At 66.6% G+C, this 16236-nt stretch carries 8 protein-coding genes; 5 read left to right on the top strand and 3 right to left on the bottom strand.

Going from position 1 to position 16236, the window contains the following annotated elements; all coding sequences use genetic code 11:
• Window positions 1-86: 86 nt before the first annotated feature.
• Window positions 87-920 (bottom strand): hypothetical protein, encoded by an 834-nt coding sequence (locus GFY24_RS00490; RefSeq protein ID WP_228565884.1) that lies wholly within the window; start codon window positions 918-920, stop codon window positions 87-89.
• Between the two features lie 428 nt (window positions 921-1348).
• On the opposite strand from GFY24_RS00490, the gene GFY24_RS41550 reads away from it, so the two are divergent.
• The 5 genes from GFY24_RS41550 (at window position 1349) to GFY24_RS00465 (ending at window position 13234) form a co-directional block, all read left to right on the top strand.
• Entirely contained in the window at window positions 1349-4300 is a 2952-nt protein-coding gene (locus GFY24_RS41550; protein WP_309230252.1) for a DNA polymerase III subunit gamma and tau, read from the top strand.
• Between the two features lie 165 nt (window positions 4301-4465).
• Window positions 4466-5677 carry an acetyl-CoA C-acetyltransferase gene (locus GFY24_RS00480; RefSeq protein ID WP_153802954.1) on the top strand — a complete coding sequence of 404 codons (1212 nt, stop codon included), beginning with the start codon at window positions 4466-4468 and terminating at the stop codon, window positions 5675-5677.
• A 36-nt stretch (window positions 5678-5713) separates the two neighbouring features.
• Window positions 5714-7867: a 3-hydroxyacyl-CoA dehydrogenase NAD-binding domain-containing protein gene (locus GFY24_RS00475; protein ID WP_153802953.1), complete on the top strand. Its 2154-nt coding sequence runs from the start codon at window positions 5714-5716 to the stop codon at window positions 7865-7867.
• A gap of 309 nt (window positions 7868-8176) precedes the next feature.
• Window positions 8177-11710 carry a protein kinase gene (locus tag GFY24_RS00470; RefSeq protein WP_375335980.1) on the top strand — a complete coding sequence of 1178 codons (3534 nt, stop codon included), beginning with the start codon at window positions 8177-8179 and terminating at the stop codon, window positions 11708-11710.
• A 48-nt stretch (window positions 11711-11758) separates the two neighbouring features.
• Window positions 11759-13234 (top strand): alpha/beta hydrolase family protein, encoded by a 1476-nt coding sequence (locus tag GFY24_RS00465; protein ID WP_153802951.1) that lies wholly within the window; start codon window positions 11759-11761, stop codon window positions 13232-13234.
• Here the strand turns inward: GFY24_RS00465 and GFY24_RS00460 are convergent.
• A complete protein-coding gene (locus GFY24_RS00460; protein ID WP_309230251.1) occupies window positions 13231-14547 on the bottom strand; it encodes a class I SAM-dependent methyltransferase in 1317 nt (438 codons plus the stop codon). The two genes, GFY24_RS00465 and GFY24_RS00460, sit on opposite strands and share 4 nt — an antisense overlap.
• Window positions 14544-15977: an FAD-binding oxidoreductase gene (locus GFY24_RS00455; protein WP_153803453.1), complete on the bottom strand. Its 1434-nt coding sequence runs from the start codon at window positions 15975-15977 to the stop codon at window positions 14544-14546. The genes GFY24_RS00460 and GFY24_RS00455 overlap by 4 nt, the downstream gene beginning before the upstream one ends.
• Window positions 15978-16236: the final 259 nt, after the last annotated feature.

Raw genomic sequence — 16236 nt, 5'->3', positions numbered from 1 at the left:
GTTATCGCGTTGCAGGGAAGTTACCGAAAACTCACGTTTCCGCGCTGTTACGAAAATGAGGAATTGGATACCTGTACGTAACAGTCTCAGCCGCGCCGCTCTTTACCTTTACGCGACAGCGCGCGCATTCCACGCGGTCCGGGCACGGGCAGATCCTCTTCCAAGGTCACCCACTCGGCCGTGGTCAGCCACTGCTGCTGTACGCGGGCATCCGCTGTGTCGTTGAACACGCGGCGACCGCGATCATCACGCAGCTCATACGCCAGCACCGACCAGCGCGGCGGACGCCCCTGCTCGGTCACCTGATCGCGCAGATACGCCGCCACCAGCGTGCCGATCGCGGTCACCGGGCGCAGTGACACCCGATTACCGAACCGCGCGGCATGGAAACGCCTTCCGGCGCAAAGGGATCGGGGTGTCGCGTTATAGGCGATCCAGCCCGCGCGCTGCGCCCGCTCGATCAGCCACAGATGCTTGACCGCGGTCGGCGCGATATCGCCCACCCGATCCCGGATCAACTCCACGATCGGCTCCGACAGCAGAATGTCCCGGCGCGTCGGCCCGGTGCCGTGCGCGATCCAGTACTCGTCGGTGAGCTTGGCCAGCACCCGGCCGAAATCGTCGACACTGCGCTGGGCGCGGCGGCCCAGACGTTCGATGCGCTCGGCCTCGGCGCGCATATCGTTCTGCACGATGAGGGTCTGAATGGCCGCCAGCGTCGGCACCTGACCGCGCTGCAGCAGCTCCAGAATGGCGCCCGCGGTCGCCGGATCGGCGGCGGCAGACACCGGTAGCGAATCACGCTTGATGTCGTAGTTCTGTGGGCTGATGGCTCGACTGAGCAATCCGACCGCGGCGAGATCACCGGCGAACTCGGTGCTGGAGAGCCAGGCTTCTGCGATGTCGTCGTGCGACGGCACTTGGGCGTTCCTCCAAAGAAATTTGGTTGTGCCCCGGTCGGGATGAGGGACCGGCCGGGGCCACCAACCTGATGAAGGTTTGGCTACCGAAGTTGCCGATGTCCACGGTAGCCAAACGATTGCGATCTTGCTGCATGGGGTGATGGGATCGTTATGTCCGGTCTGCGGAGTTGAAACCGAACACACATCCGTAAATGGCGATCTTCGACGTAGGTAGCGTCCGGCTATCTCCCCTGGACACCCACGCCAAGAATTTGCTCGGGGGTAGGACCCGCATCGGGTTCAGTCCGGTCGGTATCGAACGGGCATCCGGACTGGATGTGACATAACGCACAGTTTGACGCGCGGGAGTGGCGGAATCGGGCGCATCGGTAGCCGCGCGGGCAGTGAATCGTTCGATGTCGGGGGTACTCGGTACCCTCGTGGCCGTGGCTCTGTACCGGAAGTACCGACCGGCAACGTTCGCTGAAGTTGTGGGGCAGGAGCACGTCACCGACCCCCTGAGCATCGCGCTCGACACCGGGCGGATCAGTCATGCCTATCTGTTCTCCGGCCCGCGCGGCTGCGGTAAGACCTCCTCCGCGCGGATTCTCGCGCGCTCACTCAACTGTGTGGAGGGGCCGACCTCCACCCCGTGCGGGGTGTGCTCGTCCTGTGTGGCGCTGGGCCCCGGCGGGTCCGGCAATCTCGATGTCATCGAACTCGACGCCGCGAGCCACGGTGGCGTCGACGACACCCGCGAACTCCGCGACCGCGCCTTCTACGCGCCCGCCGAATCCCGCTACCGCGTCTTCATCGTCGACGAGGCGCACATGGTCACCACCGCGGGCTTCAACGCGCTGCTCAAGATCGTCGAAGAGCCGCCCGCCCACCTGATCTTCGTCTTCGCCACCACCGAGCCGGAGAAGGTGCTCCCCACCATCCGCTCGCGCACCCACCACTACCCCTTCCGGCTGCTGCCGCCCGCCACCATGCGCGGCCTGCTCGGCAAGATCTGCGACCAGGAACACGTCGAGGTCGAAGAGTCGGTGTACCCCTTGGTGATTCGCGCGGGCGGCGGTTCGCCCCGCGACAGCCTCAGCGTGCTGGACCAGCTCCTCGCGGGCGCGGGCCCCGAAGGCGTCACCTACCCCCGGGCCGTCTCCCTGCTCGGTGTCACCGATGTCGCGCTCATCGACGACGCGGTGGACGCCCTGGCGAACTCCGACGGCGCGGCCCTGTTCGGCACCATCGACCGCGTGGTCGAGGCGGGCCACGACCCCCGCCGCTTCGCCACCGACCTCCTCGAACGCCTCCGCGACCTCATCCTGCTGCGCGCCGTCCCCGACGCCACCGAACGCAACCTGGTCACCGGCCCCGGCGACGTCATAGCCCGCATGCAGGACCAGGCCGCCCGCCTCGGCCCCGCCACCCTGGCCCGCCACGCCGAACTCCTGCACGAGGGCCTCGGTGACATGCGCGGCGCGACAGCCCCCCGCCTGCTCCTCGAGGTGGTCGCTGCCCGCATGCTGCTGCCCGCCGCCTCCGACGCCGAAACCGCCACCCTGCAACGCCTCGAAACCCTCGAGCGCCGCATGTCCGGCGGCGCCATACCCCCCGCCCAATCCGCCGCACCGGTCGCCGCCACCGGACAAGCCGTCTCCACCCCGCCCGCTGCTGCTCCCGCTCCGGCCGTCGACGCCTCGGGAGCCCCCCGCCGCCGCGGCGCGGAGGCTCTCGCCGCCCTGCGCGGAACCCGAGGCGGTCCAACCACTCCCACCACACCCCAGCAGCAACAAGCGCCAACCTCACCGCAACAGGCAGCGCCCGCCGCGCCGCAGCAACCGGTCGTGCCCCCGGTGCCGGAAGCTTCCACAACCGCTGCGCCACATGCTGATTCGTCAGCGCACGCCCCGGTCGCAGCGGTGCGCCCGCCAGAGATGTCCGCCGCGCGCGTCCCGCTCAGCGACGCCGCACCGGATGCCGCTGCGGCGGGTGTGGAAGCGGCAGTGCCGCAGCCGATTTCCGTGGTCGATACCGCGTCGACCGCACCGGTCGAGTTCGCGCAGGTCGAGAGTGACGCTCCTGCGGCCGCGCCGGTCACCGCCGTGTCGAGTGTGGAAACTTCCGCGCAGCCGGTCGAAGTCGCTGCCTCGCAGGGTGATTCGGGTATCTCCGCGGGGTCGGTCGGAGGCGCGTCGCCGGCTGCTGTCCTCGACGACGTCGAAATCGATCCGGATCAGATGGCGCTCGGCGCGGATATCGACGCGTCCGATGCCGAATCGGCGGATGATCCGGTGCCCGCGTTCGCGTTCTCGGGGGAATCCGGCGGTGCGGCAACCGTTTCCGAGGTCGCTGCCCGGTTCGCAGCCGAGGCCGAGGCCACGGGCGCGGTAGCCGCGACCGGCGATACTGCCGCCGTGACCGGTGCGGCCGTGGGTGGTGAGCCCGTATGGGCGGTGGCGAGTGCGGTGGTCGATTCGGAACCCGCCGTTGCGCCGGAACCTGTTGCCACACCGGAACCTGCTGCTGAGTCTGCGGCGGTCGCGGTGCCTGGTGCGGCAGATTCCGATGATGTGCTGCGGGAGATCGAAGCCGCCTGGGCGGATATTCGGGCCAAGGTGCGGGAGTTCGGGGCCGCGGTTCAGGCGCTGCTCTCCGGGGCTTCGGTGTCGCGGCTCGAGGGCGGGACGATTGTCTTCGCGCATCAGCACGCACCGCTGGCGCAGCGGTTGTCGCAACCGCAGAACTTGGATGCGGTGCGGTCGGCGGTCAAGGCGGTGCTCGGGCGCGAACATGACGTGAAGTGGGAAGTGGGGGGTGGGGGCGCGCCCGCTGCCCCGCAGGGGAGTGCCGGTGCGGCGGGGAAGGGGCCTGCCGGTGCGGGCGCGGCCCCGAAGAAGGTCGCGGCCAAGTTCTCCCGGCCGAGTCAGGCCAAGGGTGCGGCGAGTGTGGCCGCCACCACCGTGGCGGCACCGGTGGCTTGGGGGAGCCCGGCGCCGAGCGGTGGCTCATCGGATGGGGCGGCCGGTGACTCCGCCGCGAACGTGAGTGCGCCGAGTGCGGGTATCGCGTCGGCGAGTGGTTCGGGCACGGCGGTCGCGGAGCCCGCACCGGCGGCGGAATCTTATGTGCGGCCGAGTGCTGCGGCGGTGCGCAACGCACCCCCGGAGGACGATATTCCGCTGCCTGACGGGCCGGACTATCCGGACGACCCGGGGCCCTCGGACTACTCGCCAGTAGGTTATGACGGCGTCCCACCTGCTACTACGGCGGAGGAGGAGCGCGAGCTACTGGCCGCCGCGGCGGTTCCGATCCCCGCCGAGGAGCGCCGCGACCCTGATGATGTGGCCTTGGAACTCTTGCGGTCCGAATTGGGGGCTACTCCGCTGGAGGGTTGACAGTTGCCCTGTGAGTCGCATTAAGTTAACCGGAGTTCGCATCGGGCGGTACTATGATCGGGTGGCCGTGAGTAGCGGTCGGTCGAGAGGCCGATCGGTGAGGTTGCCCGCGGTCGCCCCGCACAACGCGGTGTCGGCGCACATTACGGAAGGAAAAACTCCGATATGACCACAGAGGCCTACATTTACGAGGCCATCCGCACCCCGCGCGGCCGCAACCGGAACGGGTCGCTGCATTCGGTCAAGCCGATCGACCTGACCACCGGTCTGGTCGAGGAGCTGCGGAAGCGCTTTCCGAACCTCGAAGAGGATCGGATCTCGGACATCATCCTGGGTGTCGTCTCCCCCGTGGGTGATCAGGGCGCCGATATCGCTCGCACCACCGTGCTCACCGCCAAGCTGCCCGACACCGTCGGTGGCTTCCAGATCAACCGCTTCTGCGCCTCCGGCCTCGAGGCCGTGAACCTGGCCGCGCAGAAGGTCCGCTCCGGCTTCGATGACCTGGTCATCGCCGGTGGCGTCGAGTCCATGTCCCGCGTGCCGATGGGCTCCGACGGCGGCGCCATGTTCATGGACCCGAAGACCAGCTACGAGGCTTACATTGTCCCGCAGGGCATTTCGGCCGACCTGATCGCCACCATCGAGGGCTTCACCCGCGACGATGTCGACGCCTACGCCGTGCGCTCGCAGAACCTGGCCGAAAACGCCTGGAAGAACGGCTATTTCGCGAACTCGGTCGTCCCGGTCAAGGACATCAACGGTCTGACCGTGCTGGACACCGACGAGCACATGCGCCCCGGCACCACCGCCGCCGACCTCGGCAAGCTGAACCCGGCCTTCGCCGGTATCGGTGAGATGGGTGGCTTCGACGCGGTGGCCATGCAGCGCTACACCTACGTCGAGTCCATCAACCACGTGCACCACGGCGGTAACTCCTCGGGCATCGTCGACGGCGCCGCCATGGTGCTCGTCGGCTCCGAAGAGGCCGGCGCCGCTTCGGGTCTGACCCCGCGTGCCCGCATCGTCGCGACCGGCACCTCCGGTGCGGATGCCACCATCATGCTGACCGGCCCGACCCCGGCCGCGGAGAAGGCTCTCGCCAAGGCGGGCCTGAAGCGTGAGGACATCGACCTCTACGAGATCAACGAGGCGTTCGCCTCCGTCGTGCTGAAGTTCCAGAAGGATCTGCAGATCCCGGACGAGAAGCTGAACGTCAACGGCGGCGCCATCGCGATGGGCCACCCGCTCGGCGCCACCGGCGCGATGATCACCGGCACCGTGGTGGACGAGCTGCACCGTCGCAATGCCCGCTACGGCCTGATCACCCTGTGCATCGGCGGCGGCATGGGTGTTGCCACCATCATCGAGCGCGTCTAACGCCCACCGACTTTTTCTCGAGGAGAACCAAAAACTATGACTGAGAACATGATCGGCTGGGAAAAGGACGCCGACGGCATCGTCGTGCTGACCATGGACGACCCCAACCAGGGCGCCAACACCATGAACCAGCTGTACAAGGACTCCATGAAGGCGACCGTCGATCGCCTGGAGGCCGAGAAGGACGACATCACCGGTGTCGTCATCACCTCCGGCAAGAAGACCTTCTTCGCCGGCGGCGACCTGAAGAACATGATGAAGACCACGCCGGAGAACGCGGCGGACATCATGGAGGAGCTCGGCAATATCAAGGGTGACCTGCGTCGCCTGGAGAAGCTGGGCAAGCCGGTCGTCTCCGCGATCAACGGTGCTGCCCTCGGTGGCGGCCTGGAGATCACCCTGGCCACCCACTACCGCATCGCCGCGGACGTGAAGGGTGTGCAGCTGGGCCTGCCCGAGGTCTCCCTCGGCCTGCTCCCGGCCGGTGGCGGTGTCACCCGCATCACCCGCATGCTGGGCATCGCCAACGGCCTGATGGGTGTGCTGTTGCAGGGCAACAAGTTCACCCCGGCCAAGGCCAAGGCCACCGGTCTGATCAACGAGGTCGTCGGCTCGATCGAGGAGCTGGTTCCGGCCGCGAAGGCGTGGATCAAGGCCAACCCGGACAAGGGCGTGCAGCCCTGGGATGTCAAGGGCTACAAGATCCCCGGCGGCACCCCGACCACCCCGGCGCTCGCCGCCAACCTCCCGGCGTTCCCGGCCAACCTGCGCAAGCAGCTCAAGGGCCAGAACATGCCGGCGCCGCAGGCCATCATGGCCGCCGCGGTCGAGGGCGCGCAGGTCGATTTCGACAACGCGTCGCTGATCGAGTCGCGCTACTTCGTCTCGCTGCTGACCGGCCCGGTCGCGAAGAACATGATCCAGGCGTTCTTCTTCGATCTGCAGTCGATCAACAACGGTGGTTCGCGTCCCAAGGACGTGCCCAAGCGTGAGATCAAGAAGATCGGCGTCGTCGGCGCGGGCATGATGGGCGCGGGCATCGCGTACGTCTCCGCCAAGGCCGGTTACGAGGTCGTGCTGAAGGACGTCACCATCGAGGCGGCCAACCGCGGCAAGAACTACTCGGAGAAGATCGAGGAGAAGGCACTCTCGCGTGGCAAGACCACCGCGGAGAAGTCGGCCGCGCTGCTCGCCAAGATCACCCCGACCGCCGATGCCGCCGACTTCGCCGGTGTCGACTTCGTGATCGAGGCCGTCTTCGAGAAGCCCGAGCTCAAGAACGCGGTCTTCCAGGAGATCGAGGACATTGTCGACGCCGACGCGCTGCTCGGCTCGAACACCTCGACCCTGCCGATCACCCTGCTGGCCAATGGTGTTAAGCGGTCCGAGGACTTCATCGGCATCCACTTCTTCTCCCCCGTGGACAAGATGCCGCTGGTCGAGATCATCAAGGGCGAGAAGACCTCCGACGAGGCGCTGGCTCGCGTGTACGACTACACCCTGGCGATCCGCAAGACCCCGATCGTGGTCAACGACAGCCGCGGCTTCTTCACCTCTCGCGTCATCGGCACGTTCATCAACGAGGCCATCATGATGCTCGAGGAGAACATCGATCCGGCGACCATCGAGCAGGCCGGTCTGCAGGCGGGCTACCCGGCCGCGCCGCTGAAGCTGAGCGATGAGCTCAACTTCGAGACCATGAACAAGATCTTCAAGGAGACCCTGGCGGCCGCCGAGACCGAGGGCAAGGTCATCTCGGCCGCGTCCCTGGCGTCGGGTCGCATCATCGACACGATGATCGACAAGTTCGACCGCAAGGGCAAGGCCGCCGGCGCCGGTTTCTACAACTATGTCGACGGCAAGACCGCCGGTATCTGGGAGGGCCTGCGCGAGACCTTCGGTTCCCAGCGTGAGCTGCCCGCGGGCGTCACCCTGCAGGACCTCAAGGACCGCATGCTGTTCATCGAGGCCATCGAGACCCAGAAGTGCTTCGACGAGGGTGTGCTGACCACCACCGCCGACGCGAACATCGGTTCGATCTTCGGTATCGGTTACCCGGCCTGGACCGGTGGCGTGCACCAGTTCATCGTCGGCTACCCGGGTGGCACCGCCGGCTTCGTCGCTCGCGCGGACGAGTTGGCCGCCAAGTTCGGCGAGCGTTTCGAGGTTCCGGCCTCGCTGCGTAAGTAGTAGGTAAATACGGAAGCGATTGCCGCACTGCGGTTTCGCTGACCGACACGGCCCGGGTTGTGCATCACAACCCGGGCCCTGTCGTATTCGCGGCCTGTTCCGGCGCACCGAACCTGGGCACTTTCCCGCACACTTGTCCACAGGGCGCGCTACGTTTGGAATATGCGCGGGTAGAACACCGGTATCGCCCGTACTTCCGGTGCGCGCTCGTCCAGTGCGAGGTGGGCAGGGATGGAACCACAGCCACGCCCGGGGGAAACCCGGAGCGACTCTTCTCGGCCTGAAACTGCCACGCAGGCATATGTTCCCATGAGCATTATCGACGAACTCGAGGCCATGGGGCTGGTCGATGCCGACGAGGTCGGTCGTGGCGGCTTCGGGGTGGTCTTCCGCTGCACGCAGCGGGTATTGGATCGAATTGTCGCGGTGAAGGTGCTCTCCACCGAGATAGACGCGGAGAGCCTGGAGCGTTTCCTGCGCGAGGAGCACGCCATGGGGCGGCTCTCCGGGCATCCCAATATCGTCGACATTCTGCAGGTGGATGTGACGGCCAGCGGTCGGCCGTACATTGTGATGCCCTATGCCACGCACGGTTCACTCGAACAGCTGGTCCGCGATAATGGCCCGCTGACCTGGTCCGATTCCCTGCGGGTCGGGGTGAAATTGGCGGGCGCGATCGAAACCGCGCATCGCGCCGAGGTGCTGCACCGAGATGTGAAACCGGCGAATGTACTGCTCAGCCGGTATGGCGAACCGCAGCTCACCGATTTCGGTATTGCCAGAATTCCGGGCGGCTTCCGGACCTCCACCAGTCTGATCACCGGCTCGCCCGCCTTCACCGCGCCCGAGGTGCTCAAGGGTGATGAGCCGACGGTGCGCTCGGATGTCTACGGTCTGGGCTCCACCCTGTTCGCTTTGCTCACCGGTCACGCCGCCTATGAGCGGCAGGCGGGGGAGAAGATCGTCGCCCAGTTCCTGCGGATCACCAATCAGCCGGTGCCGGATCTGCGCGAGCAGGAGATTCCACCGGATGTGGCGGCCGCGATCGAGGCGGCCATGTCGCCGGATCCGCGGCATCGGCCGGAGTCGGCGGTGGAGTTCGGTGAGCTGCTGCGCACGGTGCAGAGCGGGCACGGGCAGGTGCCGGACGAAATGGCGCTGCTGGACGGCAGTGTCGCGGGGGAGGCCACCGAATCCGATGCCACCCAGCAGTATTCGCGTCGCACGGTGGTGAACTCGCCGCGTAATCGATCGCTGACCCTGCGCCCGTCCACCACGCCGAGTGGCACCTACTCGCCCATGGGCGGGTCCGTCACACCGACCGGGAATACGCTACCGCCCACCGCCGCAACGAAATTCCGGCCGCCGACGCCCGCACGCGAGCCGGTGCCGCGGCCTCGACTGCTGGAGCCATTGCGGGCCGGTGGCCGACGGCGGCTCGCGGTTATCCACGGCCCGGCGGGATTCGGTAAGAGCACCCTGGCCGCGCAATGGTGTGCCGAGCTCACCGATCGCGGGGTCGCGGTGGCCTGGATCGGTATCGACCGGTACGACGACAATGAGGTGTGGCTGCTCGCGCACATTATCGCCGCCATTCGCCGGGTGCGGCCCGAACTCGGGGCCGGGCTGGAGCAGGTGCTGGAGGAGCGGCCCGCCGAGGCGGTGCCGTACGCGATCTCCGCGCTCATCGACGAGGTGCACGCGGGCGGTAACACCATTGTCGTGGTGGTGGACGATTGGCATCGGGTGACCGATACCGGTGCGCATCGGGTGATGGACGCGCTGCTCGACAATGGTTGTCACCATTTGCGTTTCGTGGTCACCGGCCGCGAGCGCGCCGGATTGCCGTTGAGTCGCATGCAGGTCGCCGATGAGCTGGTCGAAATCGATTGCGATCAACTGAGTCTCACCGCCGAGGAGACCCGGCAGATCCTGGTGGACCGGACCGGTCTGGAGCTCACCGACCGGCAGCTCGAGCAGATCTACACCGCCACCGAAGGCTGGCCCGCCGCCATTCAGCTGGTGAGTCTGTCACTGCGCGCCGCCGGGGCCGACGCGGATCAGCTGATCGCCCGAATCTCGGGGGACAACAAGGCGATTCGCGAATACCTCGCCGAGAATGTGCTGGACTCGCTGGAGCCGCGCATGCTCGACTTCCTCGCTGCCATCTCGGTGCCGGAGCGGGTCGATGCCTCCCTCGCCGAGGCGCTGACCGGCAGCGCCGACGCCGGTGAGCTGCTGGAGCAGGCCGAACAGCGGGAATTGTTCCTGCACCGGCTGTCCGAGGATTCGTCCTGGTATCGCATGCAGCCGATGGTGGCCGAACATCTGCGCGCCCGCTTGGAGCGCGCGCAGCCCGGTCAGGTGAAAGCCTTGCACCGCAGGGCATCCCGCTGGTTCGCCGAACATCAGCTGCTGCGGCAGTCGGTGGATCACGCGCTGGCGGCCACGGATTTCAAGTTCGCGCTGGATCTGGTCGAGAACGGCGGTATGGATCTGATCGACCGTTCCCGGCTGGCCACACTCTTCGGGACGGTGTCGAAACTGCCTGTGCAGCAGGTGACTTCACGCAGCAAGCTGTTGATGGCGCTGGCACGGGCGAATGTGAACCTGCAGCAGTCGGGCGCGGCGCGTACGGCGCTGGGCCGGCTGTCCAGCATGCTGGCGCGTAGTTCGCCGACCGACGCCGAGGCGGTGAATCAGCGCTGTCAGGCCGCGGTGCTGGCGGCCGCCGATCAGGTGGCGCGGGATCGCACCGATGGCGTGCTGGAGAAGCTCGCCGATACGTTGCGGCTGGCCGATGACCTGCCGCCGTGGACCGTCTCCACCGCCGCGAATCTCGCCTCCTACGTGCATCTCTGCGATTTCGATTTCGACGAGGCGCGGCGGGTGCAGGAGTGGGCCACGCCCTATCACGCTCGCTCCGCCGATCCGCTGGGCGCGGTGTTCGGGCTGTGCAGTCAGGGTGACGCCGCCTATGAACGGCTCGATATAGCCGCTGCCACAGCGTATTTCGAGCAGGCGTGGCAGACGGCGCGGGATCGCTCGGGTCCACACTCACAACCTGTGCGGGTCGCCGCCGCGCTGCTGGGCGAACTCGCCTACCGCCGCAATGATCTGGACAACGCCGAACGCCTGCTGGATCAGAGTTATCAATTGGCCGCCCATGTCGGCCCGGTCGACTTCCTGATCAGCACCTTCGTCATCGGCGCGCGGGTGAAGGCGGTGCGCGGCGATCTCGATACCGCCACCGCCCGCCTGGACGAGGGTGCGCGAATCGCCATGGACCGCAAGCTGACCCGGCTCGCCGCGCAGATCAAGGCCGAGCGTTTCCGCCTCGGCCTGCCGCCGGATCAGCTCACCGCGGGCCTGGTCACCGACCCCATGACCCGGTCCGTCCGGCATCTCTCCGGTGCGGCGGTACTGGCCGGCGAAGCCGAGGAGTTCGCCACCATCCGCGCCCTGCTGTCGCGGCACTATCGCGGCGACGATCGCGGCCCCGCCGACGATCTGGCCCCCCTCGGCACCGATGACACGGCGGTGAAACGGGCCCGCGCCCTGCACGCCCGCATTCGCGAGAAGAACCGTCCGCGAGCCGAAATGGATGCCGCGCTGCTGCTCACCGAATGCCTGTCGGCCTCCGGCTGGGTGGGTGAATCCATCGCGGTCCTCACCCCCGTGGTGGTGCGCTTCGCCCCGCTCGGCTGGTCCCGCCCATTCCTGGACGCGGGCCCGGGCGTGCGGAATATCCTGCGGACGATGCGAACCCAGCTCGGACTGGTCGACCTCGGGAGCTCGGACGCACCCGAACTCCCGCGCGCCTTCCTGGACGCGCTGCTCTGAGCCCAGCCGCCAGGTGACCTCGAGCTTGTTCACAGCGAATCTCGAGGAATGCCGCCGACAATCGCCGTCGTGCTGTTCACCCGTGTGCTGTCGCAGAGTCCGCCGCCGGCCCCTCCTCCCGCGCAAGTGGGTTCGGGGCACCAGGGTGGTTTCCAGCACGGGGTTTCGCTATTGCACGGCTGGGTGCCGCAGGTCGCGATGTTCCTGGCGGTGTTCTTCCTGGTGGTGGCGATCGCGCGGTTCACTCGGCGCTGGTGGCTGCTGTGGGTGCCGGCCTGTGTGGCGATCTCGGCCGGGGTGACCTGGGTGGCCTGGGCGTATATGAACGACGAGGGGCTGGCGTCGGATCCGGCCCCCGTACTGCTGTGGGTCTGCATCGGGATGATCGCGGCGGCCGTGGGCCTGGTGGTGGTTGGCTGGCAGGACGGGGCGTGGTGGCAGCGGGTGGCCGCGGTGCTGGCGGTGCCGCTGGCGCTGGTGAATGCCTTGATCGTGCTGGACCAGTGGGTGGGGTACTACCCGACGGTGCAGTCGGCGTGGGCCGCGGCGACCGCCGAATCGCTGTCGCATCAGACCGGCCTGGCGTCGCTGTCAGGTCTGCGGAATACCGATGTGGGTTCGGGACGCATTGTGCCGGTGGATATTCCGGAGTCGGGCAGTCATTTCAAGCATCGCCGCGAGTACGTGTATCTGCCGCCCGCGTGGTTCGCGGGTCCGAAACCGCCCGCGCTGCCGGTGGTCATGATGATCGGCGGCGAGTTCAATACCCCGGCGGATTGGGTGCGCAGCGGTCAAATCATGCCCCGTGTAGATGATTTCGTGAAAAGGAATGACGGTCAGGCGCCGGTGCTGGTGTTCGTCGACTCCGGTGGCAGCTTCAACAATGACACCGAGTGCGTGAACGGTACCCGCGGTGATGCCGCCGACCATCTCACCGATGATGTTCCGGACTATATGAAGTCGACCTTCGGGGTGTCCGCCGATCCGGCGCGGTGGGCGGCGGTGGGCTGGTCCATGGGCGGCACCTGTGCGGTGGATCTGGCCGTCATGCACCCGGAGCTACTGCACACCTTCGTCGATATCGCCGGTGATCTCGGGCCGACGGCGGGCAACAGGGAGCAGACCATTCGCCGCCTCTACGGCGGAGACTCCGATGCCTGGGCACAATTCGATCCGCAGACGGTGATGGCGAAGCACGGACCGTACTCGGATATGGTCGGCGTCTTCGACGACCTGACGCCGCCCCAGCGGCAGGGAGGTCAGGGTGGCAATCACAGTTTCCGGCCGAATCAGCCTGCGGCCGAGGATGATTCGGTCGGTCTGGGCGGGCATGATGGCGTCTTCGACACCGGTGAACTCGGTGCGGCGAACACCCTCTGCGAGGATGGCCGCCGCGTGGGCATCGAATGCACGGTGAACACCACGCAGGGTGGTCACACCTGGCAGTTCGCGTCCTCGGCATTCACCTCGACGCTGCCATGGTTGACCGCCCGGCTGGGGTTATCCGTCCCGAACCAGTCCTAGGCCTTCCACCACGGTCGTAGCGGTACCGTCCACGCCTTGTCCTCGCCGAGCTTGACGCCCAGGACCTGGTGCAGCTGCACCACATTGCGTTCGAAGCCGAGCTGGCAGCCCGCCATGTACAGGCCCCACACCTTGGCGGTGCCCTCGCCGACCTCGTCGACGGCGGCTTCCCAGTTCTTCACCAGGTTGTCGCACCATTCGGCCAGGGTGAGGGCGTAGTGCCGGCGCAGGTTCTCCTCGTGCAGCACCTCGAGACCCACATTCTGGATATCGGAGATGATGCGGCCGGAGCCGGAGAGTTCGCCGTCCGGGAAGACATAGCGGTCGATGAAATCGCCCGCCTTGGTGGTGCGGGTGTTGTCCGGGCGGGTGATGGAGTGGTTCAGGAAGGTGCCGCCGACCCGCAGCTTGGATTTGATGAATTCGAAGTAGGCCGGGTAGTTGTGCACGCCGATGTGCTCGGTGAGCCCGATGGAGGAGACGGCGTCGAAGTCGCTCTCGCGCACATCGCGGTAGTCCGAATGCCGCACCTCGGCGAGCTCGGAGAGTCCCTCTTCGGCGATCTTCTGCCGCGCCCACTCCGCCTGTTCGGCGGAAAGCGTTGCGCCGATGACCTTTACGCCCTTCTTGGCGGCGTAGCGCACCATGCCGCCCCAGCCGCAGCCGATATCGAGCAGCCGGTCGCCGGGCTTCAGCTCGAGCTTGTCGAAGACGAGCCGGTACTTGTTCTCCTGCGCCTGCTCCAGGGTCCGCTGCTCGTCCTCGTACACCGCGCAGGTGTAGGTCATGGAGGAGCCGAGTACATACTCGTAGAAGGTGTTCGAGACATCGTAGTGGTGGTGGATGGCCTCGGCGTCGCGAGTCTTGCTGTGCCGCAACCCTTCCAGTGCGATGCGCCGCCAGCGCGGCAGTGTCTCCTGCGGCGGCGGGGCGACCGGCTTGAGCAGTTCCCAGCCGAGCGAGCGCGCGATGGCGACCAGTTGCATGGCGGTGGGGCGCCGGAACTTCAAGCCCGCCATGGCTTTCAGCAGTTCGTACGGGTCGCCCGGGTGCACGCCGTGCGCCAGCATGTCGCCGGAGATGTAGGCGCGGGCCATGCCCAGATCGCCGGGCGCGTTGGCGACATAGTTGACCCCGCGCGGGTGAATGATCTCCAGGCCGAATTCGGAGTCCTGCGGGCCGGTGCTGCTGCCGTCGTACGCGGTGAAGCGGATCGGCACCGGGCCGTCGATGAGGGTCTCGAAGATCTCGGCAATGGTGAGTTTTGTGCCGAGCTCCGCGAAAACATCGGAACGATCCTTGAACGTTGTCACTTGCGTTGCACCGCCTTCGAATACAGATCCAGTAGACGAGAATCCGGGTCGTAGGTTCGCTTGAGTTGGGCGTAGGTGTCGCCGCCGTAGTAGAGGCCGGCGAACTCCTCCTGCGCGTAGTAGGAGTCCGAATACAGCGATTTGTGGCCGTCGAGTGCGGACACCTCGTGTTCGATGGCGCGGTTGGCCGCGCCCTCCTGCTGTCCCGGCGTGGTCGGCACGGCCGACCAGAAGCCGATGTTCACATAGGTGCGATCGGGTTCCAGGGGATACAGTGGCCACGGCCGCTTCGGGCCGTTCGCATCCCGCAATCGCAAGGGGCACAACCAGATCGGTTCGATCGGTATCTCCCGCAGGAACCAGTGCAGGAAGTCGGCGGTGCGCTCGATGGGCACCTCGATGTCCTGCACCACGCGCTCGCGCGGCGGGTTGCCCTGCCGGGCCTCCATGCGGTCCCCGATGTGGTACTTGTGGTCGAGCGCGATGAGCTTCCAGTAGAAACTGCTGCGGCGGTAGGGTTTCGGCCAGAATCTGCGGATCTTCGGGTGCTGCGCTCCGAAGGCGCGTGAGCACCAGAACCAGTCGGTGTCCCAGCGCCACAGGTAATCCGAGATGGTGAGCCGGTCGCGTTTGGGCTCTTTCGAATCGTGCTGGATGGACCGGTAGAAGATGTCCATATCGGTGTAATCGCTGACCGGGCCGGGTTCATCGGTCTGGCGGCCGAGCACCAGATAGCTCTCGTCGGCGGTGAAGACCACGCCGTCGAGGTAGTCGACTCGCTCCCCGGCATACGAGCGGTCCGCGATGATCTGCGCCATGGTTGTTTCCAGCTCCCGCAGTTCATGAAACCTTATGTGCCGCAGGGCCACATAGGGTTCGACCGCTTCGAGCTGAATCTTCAACCGGGTGGAGTAACCGAGGGTGCCGTAGGAGTTCGGGAACCCGCGCAAGAGATCGGCGTACTCACCGTCCGGTGTGGCGGTGATGATTTCGCCCGCGCCGGTGAGGATATCGATCTCCAGCACCGACTCGTGCGGTAGCCCATTGCGGAACGAGGTCGATTCGATTCCGAGTCCGGTCACCGCGCCACCGAGGGTGATGGTCTTGAGCTGCGGCACCACCAGCGGTGCGAGCCCGTATTGCAGGGTGACCGCGACCAGATCCTCATAGGTGGTCATGCCCGCCACATCGGCGGTCTCGGCCTGCGGGTCCACCGCGATGACCTGCGTCAATCCGGAGACGTCCAGTCCCGGTGCGGTGTTCTTCGCCCGTGCCCGGAACAGATTGGAGGTTTTCTTGGCCAGTCGGACGTTCGCATCGCGCGGTATCGCGCGATAGGAGGCCAGGAGTCGATCGACCCCGGCCTGATGCGCGGCGAACCCTGATTCCTGCGCGGCTGGTGCGCGGCCAGCCTTCCCCAACAGACTCAATGCCACCCCCGGAACGCTAGCCTGCACCGACCGGTACGGCCAGCAGAACCACACCGGCGGGCCAGTTTTTCACACATAGTTTGCATATGCCGCAACACCCGCTACCAGCCCCATATCGAGTCTATTCCCGTGGACGTCGTGATTATAGTTACTACTGCTAACTATCCTGCTGGTTCGGCCGGGCTGCCAGAAGTCTCGGGGAGGCGGTTACGCGGCGTAGCATTTCTCAGCGGCACAGGGCACCTAGCCGGGAAAACAT

The organism is Nocardia sp. SYP-A9097, from assembly GCF_009649815.1.
Taxonomy (GTDB): domain Bacteria; phylum Actinomycetota; class Actinomycetes; order Mycobacteriales; family Mycobacteriaceae; genus Nocardia.
Note: the sequence above shows the minus strand (reverse complement) of the source record. Positions and strands in the feature narration are given on the sequence as shown.

What these genes read in the sequence shown, in the direction of transcription:
- GFY24_RS00480 (WP_153802954.1), top strand. Translation starts at nt 4,466, where the DNA reads ATGACCACAGAGGCCTACATTTACGAGGCCATCCGCACCCCGCGCGGC.
- GFY24_RS00475 (WP_153802953.1), top strand. Translation starts at nt 5,714, where the DNA reads ATGACTGAGAACATGATCGGCTGGGAAAAGGACGCCGACGGCATCGTC.
- GFY24_RS00470 (WP_375335980.1), top strand. Translation starts at nt 8,177, where the DNA reads ATGAGCATTATCGACGAACTCGAGGCCATGGGGCTGGTCGATGCCGAC.
- GFY24_RS00465 (WP_153802951.1), top strand. Translation starts at nt 11,759, where the DNA reads ATGCCGCCGACAATCGCCGTCGTGCTGTTCACCCGTGTGCTGTCGCAG.